Source organism: Ligilactobacillus saerimneri (assembly GCF_036689625.1).
Lineage (GTDB): Bacteria > Bacillota > Bacilli > Lactobacillales > Lactobacillaceae > Ligilactobacillus > Ligilactobacillus saerimneri.
In genome coordinates this window covers 295001-316099 of sequence record NZ_CP144759.1, presented here as the reverse complement: position 1 = coordinate 316099, position 21099 = coordinate 295001, and the positions used below count along the sequence as shown (strand labels likewise).

General features: G+C 41.7%; 18 protein-coding genes, 6 tRNA genes and 1 rRNA gene. 6 read left to right on the top strand and 19 right to left on the bottom strand.

Features of this window, described 5'->3' with window-relative positions:
* Positions 1 to 29 precede the first annotated feature (29 nt).
* Both radA and V3C97_RS01475 read right to left on the bottom strand, forming a co-directional pair.
* Positions 30 to 1409, bottom strand: a complete 1380-nt coding sequence (radA, locus tag V3C97_RS01480) for a DNA repair protein RadA (RefSeq protein ID WP_268889097.1) — start codon at positions 1407 to 1409, stop codon at positions 30 to 32.
* A gap of 93 nt (positions 1410 to 1502) precedes the next feature.
* Positions 1503 to 2039 carry a dUTP diphosphatase gene (locus V3C97_RS01475; RefSeq protein WP_216543683.1) on the bottom strand — a complete coding sequence of 179 codons (537 nt, stop codon included), beginning with the start codon at positions 2037 to 2039 and terminating at the stop codon, positions 1503 to 1505.
* Between the two features lie 82 nt (positions 2040 to 2121).
* Between V3C97_RS01475 and V3C97_RS01470 the strand changes: the two genes are divergently transcribed.
* The 5 genes from V3C97_RS01470 (at position 2122) to V3C97_RS01450 (ending at position 8020) form a co-directional block, all read left to right on the top strand.
* Positions 2122 to 2421, top strand: coding sequence for an acetyltransferase (locus V3C97_RS01470; protein WP_009553274.1), 300 nt, complete (start codon positions 2122 to 2124; stop codon positions 2419 to 2421).
* A complete protein-coding gene (gene rpiA, locus V3C97_RS01465) occupies positions 2421 to 3104 on the top strand; it encodes a ribose-5-phosphate isomerase RpiA (RefSeq protein WP_009553276.1) in 684 nt (227 codons plus the stop codon). The genes V3C97_RS01470 and rpiA overlap by 1 nt, the downstream gene beginning before the upstream one ends.
* A gap of 154 nt (positions 3105 to 3258) precedes the next feature.
* A complete protein-coding gene (locus tag V3C97_RS01460; protein WP_268889098.1) occupies positions 3259 to 4599 on the top strand; it encodes a C1 family peptidase in 1341 nt (446 codons plus the stop codon).
* 236 nt (positions 4600 to 4835) lie between these two features.
* Positions 4836 to 6200, top strand: a complete 1365-nt coding sequence (locus V3C97_RS01455) for a hemolysin family protein (RefSeq protein WP_216543689.1) — start codon at positions 4836 to 4838, stop codon at positions 6198 to 6200.
* Between the two features lie 158 nt (positions 6201 to 6358).
* Positions 6359 to 8020, top strand: a complete 1662-nt coding sequence (locus V3C97_RS01450; protein ID WP_056968813.1) for an IS1182 family transposase — start codon at positions 6359 to 6361, stop codon at positions 8018 to 8020.
* A 59-nt stretch (positions 8021 to 8079) separates the two neighbouring features.
* On the opposite strand, the gene glyA is transcribed toward V3C97_RS01450, so the two are convergent.
* Complete coding sequence (gene glyA, locus V3C97_RS01445) at positions 8080 to 9315, bottom strand: serine hydroxymethyltransferase (protein WP_027826932.1); 1236 nt, start codon at positions 9313 to 9315, stop codon at positions 8080 to 8082.
* A gap of 39 nt (positions 9316 to 9354) precedes the next feature.
* Positions 9355 to 10053 (bottom strand): 2,3-bisphosphoglycerate-dependent phosphoglycerate mutase, encoded by a 699-nt coding sequence (locus V3C97_RS01440; RefSeq protein WP_027826931.1) that lies wholly within the window; start codon positions 10051 to 10053, stop codon positions 9355 to 9357.
* A gap of 239 nt (positions 10054 to 10292) precedes the next feature.
* On the opposite strand from V3C97_RS01440, the gene V3C97_RS01435 reads away from it, so the two are divergent.
* Positions 10293 to 11417, top strand: a complete 1125-nt coding sequence (locus tag V3C97_RS01435) for an LCP family protein (RefSeq protein WP_338434307.1) — start codon at positions 10293 to 10295, stop codon at positions 11415 to 11417.
* 68 nt (positions 11418 to 11485) lie between these two features.
* Here V3C97_RS01435 and V3C97_RS01430 read toward each other — a convergent pair whose 3' ends face one another.
* The 15 genes from V3C97_RS01430 to rrf form a co-directional block, all read right to left on the bottom strand.
* Positions 11486 to 12472: a beta-ketoacyl-ACP synthase III gene (locus V3C97_RS01430; protein ID WP_009553289.1), complete on the bottom strand. Its 987-nt coding sequence runs from the start codon at positions 12470 to 12472 to the stop codon at positions 11486 to 11488.
* Positions 12473 to 12540: 68 nt separating this feature from the next.
* A tRNA-Leu gene (locus V3C97_RS01425) sits at positions 12541 to 12625 on the bottom strand.
* 50 nt (positions 12626 to 12675) lie between these two features.
* Positions 12676 to 13122 carry a SprT family protein gene (locus V3C97_RS01420; RefSeq protein WP_338434306.1) on the bottom strand — a complete coding sequence of 149 codons (447 nt, stop codon included), beginning with the start codon at positions 13120 to 13122 and terminating at the stop codon, positions 12676 to 12678.
* 1 nt (position 13123) lies between these two features.
* Complete coding sequence (locus V3C97_RS01415) at positions 13124 to 15295, bottom strand: Tex family protein (RefSeq protein ID WP_317294405.1); 2172 nt, start codon at positions 15293 to 15295, stop codon at positions 13124 to 13126.
* A 6-nt stretch (positions 15296 to 15301) separates the two neighbouring features.
* Positions 15302 to 15739 carry a hypothetical protein gene (locus tag V3C97_RS01410; RefSeq protein WP_009553294.1) on the bottom strand — a complete coding sequence of 146 codons (438 nt, stop codon included), beginning with the start codon at positions 15737 to 15739 and terminating at the stop codon, positions 15302 to 15304.
* A gap of 109 nt (positions 15740 to 15848) precedes the next feature.
* Positions 15849 to 16673, bottom strand: coding sequence for an ammonia-dependent NAD(+) synthetase (gene nadE, locus V3C97_RS01405; protein WP_216543697.1), 825 nt, complete (start codon positions 16671 to 16673; stop codon positions 15849 to 15851).
* An 87-nt stretch (positions 16674 to 16760) separates the two neighbouring features.
* Positions 16761 to 17459, bottom strand: coding sequence for a GntR family transcriptional regulator (locus tag V3C97_RS01400; protein ID WP_009553299.1), 699 nt, complete (start codon positions 17457 to 17459; stop codon positions 16761 to 16763).
* 23 nt (positions 17460 to 17482) lie between these two features.
* Positions 17483 to 18280, bottom strand: coding sequence for a pyrroline-5-carboxylate reductase (gene proC / locus V3C97_RS01395; RefSeq protein WP_009553302.1), 798 nt, complete (start codon positions 18278 to 18280; stop codon positions 17483 to 17485).
* Positions 18281 to 18375: 95 nt separating this feature from the next.
* A tRNA-Gln gene (locus V3C97_RS01390) sits at positions 18376 to 18447 on the bottom strand.
* A gap of 3 nt (positions 18448 to 18450) precedes the next feature.
* Positions 18451 to 18536 (bottom strand) — tRNA-Tyr (locus V3C97_RS01385).
* 262 nt (positions 18537 to 18798) lie between these two features.
* The gene (locus V3C97_RS01380; RefSeq protein ID WP_009553304.1) at positions 18799 to 20265 is read right to left on the bottom strand and encodes a peptide MFS transporter; all 1467 of its coding nucleotides are present in this window, start codon (positions 20263 to 20265) and stop codon (positions 18799 to 18801) included.
* Between the two features lie 464 nt (positions 20266 to 20729).
* Positions 20730 to 20802, bottom strand: a tRNA-Thr gene (locus V3C97_RS01375).
* Between the two features lie 6 nt (positions 20803 to 20808).
* A tRNA-Glu gene (locus V3C97_RS01370) sits at positions 20809 to 20880 on the bottom strand.
* Between the two features lie 21 nt (positions 20881 to 20901).
* Positions 20902 to 20974, bottom strand: a tRNA-Asn gene (locus tag V3C97_RS01365).
* 7 nt (positions 20975 to 20981) lie between these two features.
* Positions 20982 to 21098: ribosomal RNA gene (gene rrf, locus V3C97_RS01360) — 5S ribosomal RNA — on the bottom strand.
* Position 21099: the final 1 nt, after the last annotated feature.

Sequence of the window (21099 nt, the reverse complement as noted above, 5' to 3'; positions counted from 1 at the left end):
ATATCATCTTCTTTCTAAAAACATCTTACCTATTTAAAGGCTAATTTCAGGGCCTGTTCAACCGTCTTAACCCCCACAACTTGAATTCCATCAGGGAACTGCCACCCATCAAGGTTGTTTTGTGGAACAAATACCCGATGAAATCCTAGCTTGACTGCCTCGTTAACTCGTTGCTCAATCTGACTAACCCGACGAACTTCACCAGTTAATCCAATTTCACCAATGAAGCAATCCGTTGGTAGTGTTGCAGTATCTCGATAACTTGAAGCAATACTAATTGCTAATGCTAGATCAATCGCTGGTTCGTCTAATTTTAATCCCCCGGCAGTCTTCAAATAAGCATCTTGATTTTGCAACAATAAACCAGCTCTTTTTTCAAGCACTGCCATAATCAACGCTACCCGGTTGCGATTGAGACCAGTAGTTGTACGTTGGGCATTACCAAAAGCAGTCGGCGTTACTAAGGCCTGGATTTCAGCCAAAAGAGGTCGTGTCCCCTCTAAAGAAACCACCACTGCTGAACCGGTTGCATCAGCCAAGCGCTCTTGTAAAAAGACCTCTGACGGGTTAGTAACTTCTGCTAACCCCTGTTCTCGCATTTCAAAAACCCCAACTTCATTAGTCGAACCAAAACGATTCTTAACAGCCCGTATCATTCGGAAAACTCGATGCTGATCGCCTTCAAAATACAAAACTGTATCAACCATATGTTCCAAAATCTTAGGACCAGCAATTGCCCCGCCTTTGGTAACATGTCCCACCACGAAAACAGTGATCCCGTTAGTTTTAGCAATCTGCATTAAATCACCCGTCACCTCGCGAATCTGGGCTACACTGCCCACAGCAGAATTCATCCCTGGTTCCTGCATGGTTTGTACCGAGTCGATCACTACAAAGTCTGGCTGTGTTGTAGCAATACTTTCTTTAACACTTGCCATATCAGTTTCTGGATAAATATAGAAGGAATTTCCACCGACACCTAACCGGTCAGCCCGCATTTTGACTTGGCTGGCACTTTCTTCCCCAGTAACATAAAGTACCTTTTTTTGGGAGTGAGCCAACTGGCCTGATACTTGTAATAGTAATGTCGATTTCCCGATCCCGGGATCCCCACCAATTAAAATCAGTGACCCAGGAACGATCCCGCCTCCTAGTACTCGATCTAACTCCTGCATCCCAGTTGTCACGCGCGGAACCTTCTGAGTAGTAACCGTATCAAGAAGTTGTGGTTGAACTTGGGTTCCACGCAAATTCAACCGCGGACTAGCAGTGCTGTTGGAAGTAGTGGCAGGCTTTTCCACCTGTTCAACAAAGGTATTCCAGGAATTGCAATTAGGACACCGCCCCAGATACCGCGGTGAAATATATCCACATTCCTGACACAAATAATTGGTCTTAATTTTTGCCATTACACCACCTCATTTCTACAAAAAATAAAATAAATATACTATATAGTTAAAATATTATTTTAACATATTTTCCCTTTCTTTTTGAGGGAAGGGTTACCGCCCCGACGAACCGAATCCACCAGTTCGTTCGCCGAGTGGTTGTTCTTCGCCATCAGCCTGTAAATAAGACATGAAAATTCCTTGCCCTAAGCGGTCACCTTTCTTGATGTGATAATCCTTTGGCCCTAAATTAACCAACTGGAAGAATATTTCGCCTTCATTTGATTCGTTATTGTAATAGTCACTATCAACTATTCCTACTCCGTTAGGAAGTATCAATCCCCGCTTTAAAGGACTGCTCGAGCGATTTGCTAGTAGGAGATATTCATCTGGTTGCATGTATGCTTTAATTCCCGTAGGAACTAACAGCGGACGTAAATCATCAGCCGCCTTGGTATAGTCCTCAGGGCGCAGAGTCTTTTCTTTACGGATTCGCCACAATAGTTTAATAAAATTCATTTTCCAAATACTTGGCAGAACAAAGTCCTCTGCTGCAAAAAAATCATATCCCGCCGCATTTTTAGTTGCCCGAATCGGTAATTTTATATCCTCATTTTTATATTTTGAAACTACTTGAAATCCTCTTTTCATTTGTTATTCTCCTTTCATTAGGCGATTTTAATGCCATTCATTTTAATTATAATGCTATACTGATACCGAAAGGAAGAGCGCAATGAATTTTAAACATCAAGGAAATAATTTGCATCTTTGCACTCCTGACGGACAGCTAATTGCCAGCATCGGGTGGATTTCTCTACCTGATGTTCAAGCTGTAGCAGTAGAAAGATGCTGGTTACGCCCCGGCTACGACGCACAGTATTTACATACGACAATGACAACCTTTTTTGAACATATCGTCAGCCAGCACTTAAAAATTTTACCTTTATGTCCCGAGATGGTTACTTTCTTGCGTCATCATCCTCAAGGTCAAGAACTTTGGCTCAAAAAACATACCACGCTGGAGGAATCATAATGGATCAAAACCAACTTAAAAAGCTTGTCGGAGAAAAATCAGTCGAATGGATCGAAGACGGAATGATCGTCGGCTTGGGAACCGGATCAACTGTCAAGTTCATGGTTGATGCCCTCGGTAAACGTGTTCAAGAAGAAGGACTCAATATTATCGGGGTAACTACTTCCAACCGAACAGCTGAACAAGCTCGCTCTCTCAATATCCCCCTTAAATCAGTTGATGAAGTGGACCACATTGACCTGACTATCGATGGTGCCGACGAAATCAGCGCTGATTTCCAAGGGATTAAAGGTGGTGGAGCTGCCCTCCTATTTGAAAAGATTGTTGCCACTAACTCTAAACAAGTAATGTGGATTGTTGATGAAAGCAAGCTTTCACAACAACTGGGCTCATTCCCTCTTCCAGTTGAAGTTATTCCTTACGGTAGTCAGAAAGTCTTTGAACGGTTTGAAGCCAAAGGACTCAACCCTACCTTTAGAAAAAATGCCGATGGTAGTATGTTGCGAACGGATTCGCAAAACTATATCATCGACCTTCACCTCAAAGAAATAGCTGATCCACATACTTTGGCTGATTACTTGATTAAACAAGTTGGGGTTGTTGAACACGGTTTATTCTTGGATATGGTTAATACCGTCATTGTTGGACGCCAGGATGGCCCTGAAGTCTTAGAAGCACGTTAATTTCTTTTGATGCGAAGAATCACTTGTTGCATACAGTGATTCTTCGCTTTTTTGTTCATTTTCATGCTGTACATTCAGCCTTTATTCGTTTACTTAATCTCATCATTATCTTATAATATATAATGTATTTCTAATTTTAAGGAGCGTGGCTAATTTGGAAAAAGCAATTAGTGCTGAACAACTTCAAGATTTCAAGCATGATTTACACACTGATAGCAGACATGATGTTTTGCGGCGGGTAGTTTCCAAAAACGGAATTCTGGCAGCTAGCTATGACTTACCAGCTGTTGCCAATGATATCAACTGGACTTTCTCCATTGATCTCGACACTGGAAAAGTTTCTAACCAAAAGCAATCTGGCCGGTGCTGGATGTTTGCTGCTTTAAACACTATGCGTCATTTCATGAAAGATACTTTCCGCGTAGAACCTGGATTCGAATTATCTCAAAACTATACTTTCTTCTGGGATAAGCTGGAAAAGTCTAACTACTTCTATGAAAACGTCTTAAAAACAGCAGAACTACCAACAACAGATCGTAAAGTTGCTTGGCTAATGGAAACTCCACAACAAGATGGTGGCCAGTGGGACATGATGGTCGGCATCATTGAAAAGTACGGGGTAGTGCCAAAGAGCGCTATGCCTGAAACTTATAATTCATCTTCATCCAGGGAGTTTAACGCCACTTTGAATCTCAAACTCCGGAAAGATGCTGTTACCCTTCGGGAATTAGTAGCAAATCACGCTAGCGATGAAGAAATTGCTAAGACTAAAAAGAAGATGCTGACTGAAGTTTACCGCATCTTAACATATAGTTTTGGCGAACCTCCAACATCCTTTGACTTTGAATACCGTGATAAGGATAACAACTACCACATTGATCAAAACATTACCCCTAAGGAATTCTTTAATAAGTACATTGGCTGGAACCTTGATGATTATGTTTCTGTGATCAATGCACCAACTGCAGACAAGCCATATAACCACTTATACACAGTAGAAATGCTGGGTTCAGTTGTCGGTGGTCGTCCTATTCGGCATCTCAATGTTGATATGGATACCTTCCGCAAGATTGCAATCAAGCAACTCGAAAGTGGCGAAAGTGTTTGGTTTGGCAGTGATGTTGGTAAAGAATCTGACCGCAAAGCCGGGATCATGGATACCCGTCTTTACAATCCAGATGAATTATTTGATGTTGATTTCAGCATGTCCAAGGCTGAACGTCTCGATTATGGACAAAGCTTGATGACCCACGCTATGGTTCTTACCGGGGTTGATTTGGTTAACGGTGAACCACGCAAGTGGAAAGTCGAAAATTCCTGGGGTGACAAGGTTGGTGAAAAAGGCTTCTTTGTAATGAGTGATGAATGGATGGACGAATACTGCTATCAAGTTGTCGTAAACAAGAAGTTCTTGCCTGCCGAACTCCAAAAAGTTTTTGAAACGGAAGAACCACAAGTGCTTGCACCATGGGACCCAATGGGAGCATTGGCCTAACTATTATATTCAGCTACTGAGATCAAGCATTAAACTTTAGCTGATAAAGCATTATTTAATCTTTCAGTTAACTTACGGAGATTGAACTTGGAACTAGTAATTAGTTCTGTTCTCATCTCCGTTTTTTAATCTCTAAAATTCGTTTGAAAGCGGCTCCGAATTTTTTATTTCGCTCTGTTTCATGGTAGAATTTACTTAATGTAGAAAAATCTTATAAATAAGGAGTTAAATCACATATGTGGGAGATTATAAATCTACCTGTATTATTGATTATTATTGTTATTTTACTGTTAGCCGCTATGTTTACTCTCTTAGAGTATTCCATTATCAAAGTTCGTCCTTCTGAACTAGAAGAAATGGATCAGACTCAAAAAATTAAACGGGCCCGTCACATGGTGGCTAACCTAACTGAATACTTGTCTACTGCTCAAGTGGGGATCACCCTGACCTCATTGATTTTAGGGTGGATTGGGGAAGAATACATTACCAACTTGATTGAAGCAACCAATCTTTTGCCGGCAGAGATTTTAGATGCCTTTGCACCAATCATTGGGGTTTTAATTTTTACCTTCCTCCATGCCGTCTTCACAGACTTAGTCCCTAAAAATATGGCCATTGACAAACCAGTTAAAGTCTTGTTGATGATCGTAAATCCCATGATGTTTTTCCACGTCGTATTCTATCCGTTTGTTTGGCTATTCTCTGCCACAGCTGGCATTTTAACCAAAATGCTCGGTTATAGTACTCACCCTGAAGAAGATATCTATTCTCAAGGAGAGATTGTTTCCTTATCCAAGCAATCACAAAAGGCCGGGGAGATGGATAAAGAAGACGTCTTGTTCATGCAGCGAGCATTTGAAATGAATGATAAAGTAGCTGCAGATATTATGATTGACCGGACCCAGTTAGCTGTCATCAATAGTAACGAAACAGTAGAAGATGCTTCTAAGTTGTACTTTAATAAGAAATTCACCCGTTTTCCGGTGGTGCAAAATAATGATAAGGACCATATTTTAGGCTATATTTTTTCTTATGATATTATGCGCCAAAATCAGGTTAATCCCCACGCACCTATCCGCAAAATCATCCGGCGCATCCCATCAGTCTATGAAAACCAATCATTACCCGCTGTTTTACGCGTAATGATTAAAGCTAAAGTCCCGATGGTTATTGTGCAGGATGAATACGGGGGAACATCCGGGATAGTAACCGATAAAGATATTTATGAAGAATTATTTGGTACTGTTCGTGAAGAAATTGACCACGTCAGTGCCGAACAAATTATTCGGGTCAACGATGATAGTCAAGGTAACCCTACTTACCGGGTATCTGGTAAAATTGCTCTCTCTGATTTCGAACGACATTTTCATACTACTATCACGCAGTTTCAAGAATCACCTGTTGCTACACTGACAGGTTACTTCTTGGAAGGTGATTATCCTTTGGAACTGGAACATCCTATTCGGGTAGGCGAATTCTCCTTTACTCCGATTGAAATGGAAAATGCTTATGTTACTTCTTTCCGTGTAACCAGAATTAGAAGTAGTCATTCTGCATCCCCAAAATCAGAAAGTGAAGAGTCTACTTCCCAGAATGATTAAAAATCAAACAAATGAGGCTGGGAAAAAACTCTCAGTCCAAAATGAAAGCCGGACGATGAATCAAATCTTGGTTCATCGTCCGGCTTCTTATGTACACAGGAAATCGTTCCTGATATGATGTAATTACCCCTAAAAACAAACATAAAGGAGCGATTTTCATGTATCAAAATTATATCACGGGACAAACAGAATTCGTACTAAATTATGACTACAATGTGCCAAAAAATCATCTGGTTCGGTTAATTGATACTTTTGTCGATTCCATTCCACAAGAGGTTTTGTTAGAAGAGAACGTGGCCGTCACCGGCCGCCCACTTTCTCACCCTGCACTGATGTTAAAAATTCTGTTGTTTGCGTACTCTCGTCAAACTTATTCTGGCCGGAAAATAGAAACCTTGTTAGAAGAAAACTTACCAATGCGATGGTTAGCCCGTGATCATTCATACAGTTACCATACCATCAATAACTTTCGACGGAGTGAGCACGCCAGGAACTTAATAAAACGTACCTTTGTTTACTTTACTATGGCTCTTACGGACCATGGGCTAATTCAAAATGATGCAGTCTTTATTGATGGCACTAAGGTTGAAGCGGATGCTAATAAGTACTCGTTTACTTGGCGTCGGGCAATAGAAAAGTATCACGCTAAGTTGAGAGAAAAGACGGCTAGTATTTATGATGAGTTAGTAGAAAAGCAAGTCATCAAAGAGATGAAACCAGAAATGATTGAATCTATCGACGGTATGGAATTAATGGCTGAAGAAGTGGAAAAAGAAATCACTAATCTAGACGAAGCCATTAAACAGGAGCCGAAAATAATTAAAGGTGGTTCAGTTAGAAAACGTCGGCGACGTTTTCTAAAGAAGCTTCGTCGTCAACTGAGAGAAGACTTAATTCCACGGGCTAAAAAATATGAACGTGTCGAAGATATTTTTCAAGGACGAAATAGCTTTTCGAAAACAGACCACGACGCAACTTTTATGTGCATGAAAGAAGATCCGATGATGAACCGAGAACTCAAACCCGGATATAATCTTCAGATTGCCACGCATAATCAGTTTGTCCTTGATTATGCTTTATTTTCCAATCCTACTGATACTAGGACTTTAGTGCCATTTCTTAAGCAATTCCATGGCTTGGATTTCTTTACACACGTGGTAGCTGATGCTGGTTACGGTAGTGAATATAATTACACAACACTGCTTGACCAATTCGATAAGCAACCACTCATTCCATACACCACCTATCAAAAAGAGCAGAAGCGTAAGTTCAAAAATGATCCAACAAAACCTCAGAATTGGCAGTACAATGCCGAAGATGACTACTATATTGATCATTTAGGCGTTCGCTTCAGTTTTTATCGCTACAGTAAACGAACTGATAAGTATGGATTTAAGCGCGATCTTAAACTCTATCGTGCCGACACACATCAATCATCAGAAGAGTTAGATCAGTTAGCTAAAACGCCAGGTAAGCGTCAGCGCTACATCCAGGTTAATCCAACTTGGAATTATTACAAAGCAAAAGTCAAAGAGACCCTCTCAAGCGATGAAGGTAAGATGATCTATCGTCGACGCAAGTTCGACGTTGAACCAGTCTTTGGTCGCATGAAGAGGGATTTTGGCGTACGCCGAACTCATTTGCGCGGCCAACGGGCTGTGGAAAATGATGTCGGATTAACCTTAATGGCATTGAACTTAACGAAATTGGGTAAAATGATCAACCAATTAAGACCCTTTTTAGTAAATAACCAAAAATGCGAACTACAATTTTTGATTAAATCAAAAATCATAGTTCGCATTTTCTTAGTTAGAAGCTAGAAAATAATAGTTAATTCCCAGCCTCTATTCTTATTGTTCAATATCTAATATTTAATCACTTATGCTAGTGGATACTTAGCGGTCAGTTCGTTAACTTCTGCTTTAACTGTTGCTTTTACAGCTGGATCATCAGCATGAGTTAACAGCGTAGTAATCAAACTAGCTACTTTAGTTGCATCTTCTTCTTTGAAGCCCCGACTTGTAATTGCCGGCGTACCTATCCGTAAACCGCTAGTCACAAATGGGCTTCGCTGATCATTAGGAATAGCTTCTTTATTCGTGGTGATATTAACCTCATCCAGTAGGTTTTGGGCATCTTTCCCCGTTAACCCAGTTGCTGTTAAATCAAGGATCAATAAATGGTTTTCAGTTCCTTGCGAAACAACCCGAATTTGTTCACTCTTTTGGAAATATTCAGCCATTGCGCGTGCATTAGCCACAACCTGCTTCATATAAGTTGTAAATGATGGCTGTAATGCTTCATAAAATGCCTGGGCCTTAGCTGCAATAACATGTTCCAAAGGCCCCCCTTGCATCCCTGGGAACAGAGCGGAATTGAGTTTCTTACCTAAGTCCGGGTTGTTAGAAAGAATCATTCCTCCCCGTGGTCCCCGCAAAGTTTTGTGGGTAGTGGTTGTCACTACATCCGCAACTGGTAGTGGACTCGGATGGAGCCCCGTTGCAACTAGGCCTGCAATATGTGCCATATCTACCATCAAATAAGCACCCACTTCATCAGCGATGCTACGAAACTGTTGCCAATCAATGATCTTACTGTAAGCTGATGCTCCAGCCACAATCAACTGGGGCTGAACTTCTTGGGCAATACGCCGGATTTCCGCAAAATCTAACTCTTCAGTTTCTGGATCTAAACCATAACTGTATGATTGATAAATCTTCCCACTAAAGTTAACTTTAGAACCATGAGTCAAATGCCCACCGGCGTCCATCCCCATGCCTAAGATAACGTCTCCTGGTTGTAGGAGGGCCTGGTATACCGCCATATTAGCTTGGGATCCAGAATGAGGTTGAACGTTAACATATTCTGCATTGAATAATTTCTTAGCATAATCAATAGCTAATTGTTCTACCTTATCAATGTATTGGCAACCGCCATAATACCTTTTTCCAGGATATCCTTCTGCATACTTGTTAGTCAGAACTGAGCCTTGGGCAGCTTGAACAGCCTCTGACACAATATTCTCTGACGCAATCAGTTCAATTGTTCCTTCTTGGCGTTCTTCCTCTTGTGTAATGGCTTCCCATAAGGCTGGTGCTTTTGGTGCGTATTCCATGTTTATCTCCTCCTTGAATTCAGGATGCATCGTTCCCAATTACAGGGTAGATGATTCAGCTTGTGGCTGCAATATCTGTTTATCTACTACTTGCAGTTGATCATTAAGTGTATAAACGATTGGCTCTCCATTGGCCACTTCGACCCCATCAATATCTGTATCTGATATCTGCTCAAGATATTTAATCATTGCCCGCAACGTGCTACCATGGGCAACAACTAATTGATTGTTCCCGGCCCGCAACTGGGGAGCAATCTGGTCTTGCCAATATGGTAAAATCCGTTGATACGCCATTGCTAAACTTTCAGCCAAGGGCAATGCATCATTAGGCAGATCCTGGTAACGGCGATCATGGTCCGGAGATGATAATTGGGGCGGAACTGCAAAAAATGATCGACGCCATAATGCAACTTGCTCAGCGCCAAATTTCTCCCGCGTCCAGTCCTTATTTAATCCGCGTAAAGCTCCATAATGGCGTTCATTAAGGCGCCATGTTTTAAATAACGGAAGGTAAAGCTGATGAATTTCTTCGGCCACAATATTGGCTGTTTTAATAGCCCGCACTAAAACAGACGTATGAATTGCTGTAAAATTAATTCCTACCTGCGCTAATGCTTGTCCAGCTGCATGTGCTTCCAGCTCCCCATATTTGGTCAAGGGAACATCGCTCCACCCCGTGTACATATTTAATTTATTGGCAGCACTTTGTCCGTGCCGCAACAGAACTAACTTAACCATGTTCTCAATCCTCTTTAACTTAACGATCATGTTAATAATAGCAAAATTCCGGCTCACCATAAAGAACTGTCGTCATCTCTTACTGGTTAATTTATTTACACCGGCAGTAGTTGTAAGCCTGATCTTCAACGCGTTGACAAACTTCTTTAAATAAATGTTTAGAACTCCTTTTATAGCTTTAAAAAATAAGAACAGCATTATATAATTTCATTAATATGTTATAGGTAAGGAGTCGGAAAATGAACGATAATAACAAATCATCTCAAGACGAGTTGCTAGAAACTCCGCTCCGTCGGACCCGGAAAAATAATAACTCGCATCGCTATCACAAACCTCCTAAGAAACGCAAACGTATCTGTCTTATTTTACTTGTGCTAGTGCTATTGATCTTCGGTGGTGTTGGCGTCTATGCCCTGAATATTATTGGGCACGCCAAGGCTACTATTGATGATACATACTCATCTGCTAATATTAAAAAAATGCGGGATGTCTCGGCAATCCTCAAAAAGAAAAAACCGTTCTCGATCCTCCTTTTGGGAACAGACGCTGGGCTAGGCCGCCAGGATACTGGGCGAACAGATACTATAATCGTTGCTACGGTCAACCCTAAGAAAAATAAAGTTACCATGCTCAGCATTCCTCGGGATACCCTGGTCCATGTTAGCGGATCGGACCTAATCTACGAAAAAATCAATGCTGCTTACCACGAAGGTGGAGTGCCTACGACCATCAAGACTGTTCAAAAAACACTAGATGTTCCTATCGACTACTATCTGCTTGTCAATATGGATGGTTTGGTCAAAACAGTCGACGCTGTTGGTGGCGTAACGGTTACGCCACCATTAACCTTCAATTATGAGGATGCTCATGTTACTAAAGGTAAGAAAGTTACCTTGAATGGGAAACAAGCTCTTGCCTATAGTCGGATGCGGCACGAAGATCCTAAGGGAGACTACGGACGTCAGTACCGGCAACGGCAAGTAATCGAAGCATTACTTCACAAAACTTTGTCAATCTCTTCCCTCAGCAACTATCAGGGAATCTTAAAGTCGGTTAAGGCCAATATTCGCACTGACTTAACTTATAATGACATGATGACCATAGCAACTAACTATCATTCCACGGCAGGCAACATCAAGTCATATACCCTCCAAGGTGAAAACGCCATGATCGATGACTTATCTTATCAAGTTGCTCCTGTGAGTGAAAAACGAAAACAAGCCAACCGGTTACGTCATGAACTAGGTCTAGCTGATAGTACTGCTTCCTTTGCTAACCCTAATAATTATGGAGCCGATGTCACTTCTGATTACACTACTGCTACTTCAACCACTACTGGAACTGCAACAACTGGTTATTACTAAAATAAATTTGTCTACAAAAACAACGGACTAACCTCCAGAAACAATTCTGGTAGTTAGCCCGTTGTTTTTTATTGATAATGCTGGAGATCTAACAAGATACTCCCATATGCTAAGCCAGCACCAAAACCGGTTAGCATTAACTTTTGTGGCCGCTTTCCCGCTTGCAGTATTTCATTTAAGACTAATGCTATTCCTGCTGAAGATGTATTCCCTACCCGATCAACATTATGTGGAAATTTGCTCATAGGTTGTTGCAATAACGCGGCAATTTTCTCAATCAAACGTAAATTGGCCTGATGGGTAATCACCATATCAAGATCGTCGGGGGTCAAGCCATTGTGATCACAAAATTCTCTGATATGCGGGGGAATGTTCTCTGTTACAAACTGATAAACTGCTCGTCCATCCTGGAAAAAAGCATCCATTTGGGGATAATTAGTCGCTGCAATATCAGTAATTGGTGCGATCCGACCACTATGGATAACTTCTGCATTCCCATCTGCATGCAATGATTCTGCAATAATCATGTTATCAGCTGGATCTGTGCTGCTTTCCAAGAGAACTCCAGCGGCGCCATCCCCAAAAAAGACTGCTGAAGTACGGTCCTGGAAATCTAACATTTTAGAAAAGTTTTCCGCACTAATTACTAAAGCACGATGATATTGCGCAGTCCGTAAGAATTTATCAGCAGTGCTCAGGGCAAAAATAAACCCTGCACATGCCGCAGAAATATCATATGCAAAAGCCTTAGTAGCCCCGATTGCTTTTTGAATTAGGGTCGCAGTTGCAGGAGTAATTGCGTCTGGCGAAATTGTAGCTACAATGATCAAGTCAATGTCAGTCGCAGCCACCTGCGCTTGCTCAAGCAGTTGTTGGGCAACCTTTGCTCCCATCATTGAGGTGTTTTCCTCTAAAGCAAAATGACGGGTTTTAATCCCTGTATGTGCCTGAATCCACTCATCAGATGTTGGCATAATTTGACTCAGCTCATCATTTGTTACTACCCGTGGGGGTAAGTAAGCAGCGCTAGCAGCGATTTTAACATATTTTTCCATACCCTCATTCCTCAAACTTTCGCAAAAAATAAAGAAGGAGGCTTTGCATAATGCAAAACCTCCTGTGATGCGGGTAAAAGGATTCGAACCTTCACGGGCTAAACGCCCACCAGATCCTTAGTCTGACGCGTCTGCCAATTCCGCCATACCCGCGACAACAAAAGTTATTATAGCAAACCCGTTCTTAGTTGACAAGGAATTTATTAATATTTTTCAACAAAAACTAAGTGACCATGACAGCGTGAGCATACATAGCGGTTAGTATTTATCCGACGTTGTCGCCAATACCGTGTATGACACTGTTGGCATTCATAACATAAACGTCGCTTTTTGCCTGTGAGAGGCGGGGCATAGCGTAGCCCTCCGACTTGATGGAGCAATGTTTTAAAATCGCGCTGGCGGTGCTGGTACCCGCGACCTTGCTGATGTAAAAAGTAATGACATAATTCATGCTTAATCACTCCAACCAAAATCGTATCCGCATAGTCAGTTGCTATTTGGGGATTTATTTCGATGTCATGACTAGTCAGCAAGTAACGGCCCCCCGTTGTTCGTAGCCGCGAATTAAACCGTGCTTGGTGAATAAAAGGTTGGTGAAAATAAGTATGTGCGATCTCTTCTACCAAGTTTTGTAATTCTAGATCAGTCATCCTACTTCCCCGTTTCTGGTGCCATCATTGAGAGTTGAAGTCGTTCTCTTTTCTGATCAACTGCTATTACCCAGACATCAACAATATCTCCCACAGCCACTACTTCCCGTGGATTAGCCACATAGTTTGTACTCAGCTGTGAAATGTGTACCAAACCATCTTGCTTTACTCCAACATCCACAAAAGCCCCAAAATCAACAACATTACGCACTGTTCCTTGAAGGTGCACTCCTGGTTTAAGATCAGCCAAATGAAGGACATCATCACGCAATAGTGGTGCTGGCATTTGCTCACGATAATCTCGTCCTGGTTTCTTTAAATCGGCAATTATGTCATTTAACGTCGTTTCTCCCACTCCCAATTGGTGAGCTAATTGCGATAAAGATACCCCTACCAAGGCTAAACCTATGGCCTCCGTTCCAATTTGCTCTGGTTTCAATCCCAATTCGGTTAGTAACCGTTGCACTAAAGGATAGCTTTCCGGATGAATATTGGTATTGTCCAAAATATTTTCCCCGTTAACAACCCGTAAAAAGCCCGCTGCTTGTTCAAAAGCTTTCGGACCTAACCGCGGAACCTGCTTGAGCTGGGTACGGTTAGTGAAATTACCGTGTTCATTTCGGTAAGCGACAATATTGTGAGCGGTTGTCTTTGATAGTCCTGAAATGTGCGTCAAAAGCTCCGCACTAGCAGTATTAAGATTGACTCCTACTTGGTTAACACTGGTTTCAACTATTGCATCCACCTGGGCAGACAATTCTTTGGTAGGTAGGTCGTGTTGGTATTGGCCTACTCCAATTGCTTGGGGATCAATCTTAATCAATTCTGCTAATGGATCCTGCAATCGTCGGGCAATGCTAATGGCTGAACGTTCTTCAACATTAAGGTCAGGAAATTCTTGTCGTGCCAGTTCACTTGCCGAATAAACCGAAGCTCCTGCCTCATTAACAATTACAAACTTCACTGATAAAGCATGTTGCTGGATAACCGTTGCCACAAATTGTGCTGATTCCCGACTAGCTGTCCCGTTGCCAATAGCAATCATCTCCACCTGATATTGTTGGATCATTGCAACTAACTCACGAGCGGCTTGAGCTCGTTGTTGTGAAGTCGCTTTTTGGCCCTTGCTCAGTTCATGAGGATAGATCACAGTCTTAGCTAAAAGTTTCCCGGTTGGATCAACTACGGCTAGTTTGCACCCCGTACGAAAAGCTGGATCCCAACCTAAAACTGTCCGTCCCTTCAATGGAGCTTGCATTAATAAATGATACAAGTTATTTCCAAACACTTTGACTGCTGCAGTCACTGCTTGTTCCGTCATTGTCGTTCTGATTTCTCGCTCAATAGCTGGTTTAATAAACCGCTTATAACCATCAAGATAGGCTGCCTGCAGATATTGGTTGCCTGGTTGCCGACTACTATACCGTGAATGCAGGTATTGATAGATATAGCTATCATCCGGATCGATTTTCACTTGGATAACGCCAGCTTTTTCAGCACGATTAATAGCTAATACCTGGTAGGGAGCGATCTTTTCCACCGGCAGCTCCCAATCATAGTAAGTAGCATAAACTTCTTGGGGATCATTTTTTTGTCCGGAAGCTTTTTTTCGTGTCACTACCCGACCATGCTGCTGAAAGCGCTGGCGCATCCATCCCCGTAACCCAGCATTTTCTCCAAATGCTTCGGCCATAATTTCGTGTGCACCTGCAAGAGCATCAGTAGTCGTCAATATTCCTGAAGTTGGGTTGATGAAATCGGCAACTCGCGCCGTCCCCTTCGTTAACAACAGGCGGGCCAGGGGTTCTAACCCGGCAGCACGGGCTTTTTGCGCCTTAGTTTGCTTTTTATGCTTATAAGGCAAATATAAATCTTCCACAGTAATGAGATCGGTCGCTGCTTCAATTTGCTTCCGTAGAGATGCTGTCAGCTTCCCCTGTTCAGCAATTCCATTTAAAACGGTTTGCTTCCTTCGCGCTAGTTTTTCGACTTGTTCATACGTGTTGGCAATCTGGCGTAAAGCTACTTCGTCTAAATTTCCTGTCTGCTCTTTCCGGTAACGGGCAATAAAAGGTACGGTGTTCCCTGCCGTCAACAAGGTTAATGATGCTTGAACTTGTTCAAATTTAAAAGGCAGCATTGCAGCTGCCTGGTGAAGGTAATTTTGATCCATTCGGCTCTAGTCGCCTCCTAATTTTTCTTTGATCAACGTAAACGTGGCTAAACTTGTCTGAAGATGTTCTTCCCGCTGGTGGTTAATTGCTTTTAACTGTGCAACATCAATTCTACCTAAATTGTGATGAATAACGGCATGCAATTCTTCACAATCATCAATATACCGACAATAGTTCGTAAACATTCGCCGGTTCAATGCATTAACCTTCAGTGGTGTCTTAGCCTTTTCAATTTGATTACACAAACGTTCTAGCAAAACAACCCCATGACCAAAAACTTCATGCACATCATCATAATGGCGAATGTCTTCAACAGTTGACCCGGCAGTGGCCACCTGTATCACAAATGCCAATTTTGTTTGCCATTGGTTTTCGATCTCTTTGGTCTTCTCCAGTGCCTGGGTAAGGGTTTGAAGGTACTTTTGAATTCCGGTTTGATTCATGGCGTAATCCCCCTTTTATCATTCTTATCATAACAAAAAAGAAAAGACGACTAAAGCCTTCTCAAGATCTGATTTAAGCCCTTGTCGTCTATTTTTTCTAATCTATTAGTTATTTCCAAAATTCATCATAAACTGTAATTGGTAAATGTCGCTTGTGGCGTGTTTTTTGGAACCAGTTCTCAATTTTGACAGCTACATCAGGGGCAACATCTTTGCCTTCTAAATAGTCATCAATATCCGAATAAGTTACTCCCAAGGCTACTTCATCCGGTAAAGCAGGTCGATCTTCTTCTAAATCAGCAGTTGGTACCTTTTCATACAAATGGCGTGGGGCTCCTAAAACTTCCAGCATAGCCCGACCTTGTCGCTTATCCAGCCGCCATAATGGTGTAATATCAGCACCACCATCACCAAATTTAGTATAAAAACCAGTGACTGCTTCAGCTGCGTGGTCTGTTCCTACAACAGCGCCGTTATTAGCACCCGCTATTCCGTATTGTGCAATCATCCGTTGCCGTGCTTTGATATTACCCTTATTAAAATCACTAATTTCAAGCCCATTTTCTTCTAAGCTCGCTACCATGGCATCGGTTGCCGGTTTGATGTTGACCCTTACCACCTGGTCTGCATTCATAAAAGCGATAGCATCCATTGCATCACTTTCATCTGCTTGATTACCATATGGTAGCCGCACTGCAATGAATTGGTAATTCACACCAGTTTCTTTACGCAATTCTTGGATAGCAATTTGACTTAATTTCCCTGCCAAAGTTGAGTCTTGTCCGCCAGAAATTCCTAACACTAGTGCCTTTAAAAAGGGATGTTTTTTTAAGTATGCCTTTAGAAAATCCACCGAACGCCGAATTTCGTCTTGGGGATTGATTTGCGGTTGAACTTTTAATTCTTCAATAATCTTACGCTGCATTTCACGCATAACACTGCCTCCCGTAGTTTAAATAATGTAGCCTTAATTGTACTCTTATTTATTCTTAGAAACTATACTTGTTCGCAAAACTTTAAACTAACGTTCGAGATAGAATTCAAACCGGTTGCCCACATACTGTGTTCGTACATATTCGAACGGTTGCCCATTTTTAAGTTGTGAGACCTGGCGCAGACGTAATACAGCTGCTCCTCGTTTAATCCCTAAATAAGCCGCAATCCGCTCAGAAGCTGCTACCGCCGAAACAATCTGTTCTGCATGTCCCATGGTCATCCCATGCTGCTCTAAGGTCCGATAGAGTGATTGCGTGATTTGTTCACGATCAAAATTCTTTACCAAGTGAAAAGGAACAGTTGCTACTTCAAAGCAGATCGGAATATTATCTGCATATCGGATGCGTTCCATTCGAAGGACTCGTTCACCTGCTTTGAGGTTAAGTTTCTCGCTTTCACTTAATGATGGAGTAGTCACAACATAAGAGATAGTTTTACTAGACGGCATTTTCCCTTGCGCCTCCGTTATCTCGGTAAAACTTGTTACTCCAGTCATCTTTTCCTGAACCTTTTTACGGGCAACAAATGTCCCTGCTCCAATATGTCGTTCCAATAAACCTTCATCTACTAATGTTTGAATCGCTTGTCGCAACGTCATCCGACTAACCCCAAACTGCTCTGCCAGTTCTCTTTCAGCCGGAATGCGGTCCCCAACGGCCCATTCTCCATCTTCGATTCGCTGCCGAATCTCATTATGTATTTTGATATAAATCGGCGAACTCACACTCTCACACTCCTTCGCATAACTTATTCGTTTTCTCTAGCGACTGTGGCATCAATTCCCTTAATAACCGCAGTCATAAAACCTGCTTCTTCCATAGCTAACAGGCCAGCCACAGTGGTTCCCCCTGGAGAACATACTTCATCTACCAGTTCCCAAGGTGTTTTAGTAGTGGCTAATGTTTTCTGGGCGCTCCCTTGAACTACTTGCGCAGCAATTTGCGTTGCGGTGACCTTATCTAAACCATACTTAACTCCGGCCCGAGCCAACGCATCAATAAAGAAGTAGATAAAAGCAGGTGAACTTCCGGCAAGAGCCGCGAAGATACTAAACTTGTCCTCTGCTAACTCAATTGTTGCCCCAATTGTATCAAACAATGCTACTACTCTCTGCCAGTGATCGGTGGTCACAAATTCGTTGCGGGTTAATGCTGTCATTCCCGCTGCAATCTCAACATTAACATTTGGCATGATGCGAATCATTTCCAATTCAGCTTGATCTAAAATTTTCCGCATTGTTGCTAAATCACATCCAGCAATCATAGATACAATCACTGGTCGCTTCCGCAGTAAAGATGCCTTCACTTCCAAGAGTACAGTGCGGAGCTGAGCAGGTTTTATGGCCAAAAAGACCAAATCTGCTTGGTTCACCACTTCTTCATTGCTTGCACAAGCATGTAAGCCTTGAGCCTGCGCATACGGCTCATAGGAAGAACGGTGTGCACTATGAAGATAGATTTCTCCTCCTGTAACTGCATGTTGGTTAAGCCAACCATTGATGATCGCACGTCCCATATTACCTGCACCGATAAAACCTATTTTCATTTTTTCCTCCTACTAAATACGTCCATAAATTTGCTAGTTTAATTTTAGCATGGTAAATAAAAAAACGTTACCCAAGAAGGTAACGTTTTGAAGAATTGGGGTAACTGGATTCGAACCAGTGCATCACGGTACCAAAAACCGTTGCCTTACCGCTTGGCCATACCCCAATGTGGTGGATGGGAGTGGATTCGAACCACCGAACCCGAAGGAGCGGATTTACAGTCCGCCGCGTTTAGCCAGACTTCGCTACCCATCCATAAGTATTTGTAAGTTGTTATCAATCAGTAACTAACTGACTTAATTATAATAACGTGGACACCCGAAAAATGCAAGTGTTTTTTGTAAAAAAATCAAAAAAATTTCAAAATGTAAATTTAGGCGCTAATTCTTAGCTTATTTAAGATATGCTTCCTTTTTCTCTATTAGCTAAAGTACACTTCTAAATAAAAAAACTATCCATATTAAACATACATGTTTAACATGAATAGTTTTCCAATTATATCAGCTCAATTCTAGGTTTATTCAACCCCATCCATTAAGCGTTTGATTGCTGGAACCATTAAAAGAACAATTAACCCGAAGCCAATTGTAATGGCACCAATCCAACCGTAATAGGCAACTTCTGTTCCTTGGGAGTAGAATTTAACAATTTGTGCGTTGATGGCCTGAGCAACGGCGTCAGCGATGAACCAAATACTCATCATCTGTGCTTTGAACGCTTTTGGCGCTAATTTTGTTGTAACAGACAGACCAATTGGTGAAATTAACATTTCCCCAACAATAACAAGAGCCCAACTTACGATTAACCACAGTGGACTTACTTTAACACCAGTTCCATACAACATGCCTGGCAACATCATCCAGACAAAGGAAGCACCAGCGAAAAAGAGTCCATAGGCAAACTTAGCTGGTGATGATGGTTGCTTAGAACCCATCTTTGTCCACAACCATGCAAAGAATGGAGTGTATAACAAGATAAAGAGTGGGTTAAAGGATTGGAAAAGACTAGCTGGGAAAGGTAACCCGAAAATTGATAACTTAGTCTGATCGTTGGCAAAGAGGGCTAATACCACTGAACCTTGTTCTTCGATTGACCAGAACAAGATAGAAGCGATAAATAGTGCCACATATGCTTTTACCCGTGAACGTTCTACCTTTGTTGTCTTCTTACTATGCAACATCAATGCAAAGTAATAAACAGGAATTAAGATCGCCAAAATAGTAACTAAGTTAATGATATTGTTAATATTTAAGCTTCCTAAGACCGCCATGATCCCGAGAATAACTGCCAAAACAACCACAGCCATTGTAACCCGAAGAGAATACTTTTTGATCTGATCAGGTTCAATTGGATCAGTTGGGTACAAACTATCTTTTGGTAAGTCCTTGCCTTGAATAGTATATTGTAATAAACCAAAGAACATACCCACAGCAGCTAAGGAGAACCCTAAGTGGAAGTTAACCTGCTGACCTAAGAAACCAACAATCAGTGGTGCTAGCAAGGAACCAACATTAATCCCAAAGACAAAGATCGTAAATCCAGAATCACGCCGTTGGTCGCCTTCTTCATAAAGACCACCAACCATTTCTGAAACGTTTGGCTTTAGCATCCCAGTTCCTAACACAATAAAGAGGATTGATAGGAACAATGCGGCCTTCCCAAATGGTGTTGCCAAGATGATATGCCCAATCATGATCAGGACCCCACCCCAGAACACAGTCCGCCGACTACCAAGGATTCGGTCACTGATAAATCCACCTAATGTACTGGAAAGATAAACCAGTGAACCATAGATTGACATAATCGAAGCAGCAGTTGTCTTATCAATTCCTAAACCACCTTGGGTTACTGAATAGTACATATAGTACAGAAGGATGGCCCGCATCCCGTAGTAACTAAAACGTTCCCACATTTCCGTGAAGAACAGGGTGGATAAACCTTTAGGATGCCCTAAGAAAGCAGTATCCTGCGATTTATCATTCATAAATAGATTCCTCCAAACTAATTCAACTTAATAGTTAACATGTAAATTAAAAATAATTTCAATGAGTATCAGATTACTATTAAGAAATTATGATAGATTAAAAAATAAATACAAGTAATATTGTACTGTATAACCACATCATCGTCAAATTAAGTTGTTAAAATGGGGTTAAGCAACGTTGATATAGCGCCAATACTAGCTTTTAAAATTAGAAAACAATTTCCTTTATAATCGAATATTAATTTATTTATAAAAGATACCTTACCAGCTTGAAATGCTAAACGTATAAACTTAGTTGTTATTTTATAATTAAGACACGCACTGCAGATCCTATTTTATCTTAGCCCATCACATAACAATAGCAAAAAAGCACCCACCACACGGCGGATGCTTCAATCATTCTTATCATTCGTCCAGCTGGTAAAAACAAAAACCCGCCCCTTAAAATGAGCGGGAATTAGGAGTGCCGGTTGCAGGACTTGAACCTGTGACCCTCGGTTTACGATACCGATGCTCTACCAGCTGAGCTAAACCGGCATTGGATGACCCGTACGGGATTTGAACCCATGTTACCGCCGTGAAAGGGCGGTGTCTTAACCACTTGACCAACGGGCCATTCTATATAATATAGAAAAACTCCGGCAGGCGGACTCGAACCGTCGACAGCCTGATTAACAGTCAGGTGCTCTACCAACTGAGCTATGCCGGAATAATCAGCGTGGCAACTTCCTATCCTCACAAGGGGCGTTCCCCTAACTACTTTCGGCGTTAAGAAGCTTAACTTCTGTGTTCGGAATGGGAACAGGTGTATCCTTCTTGCCATCGTCACCACAC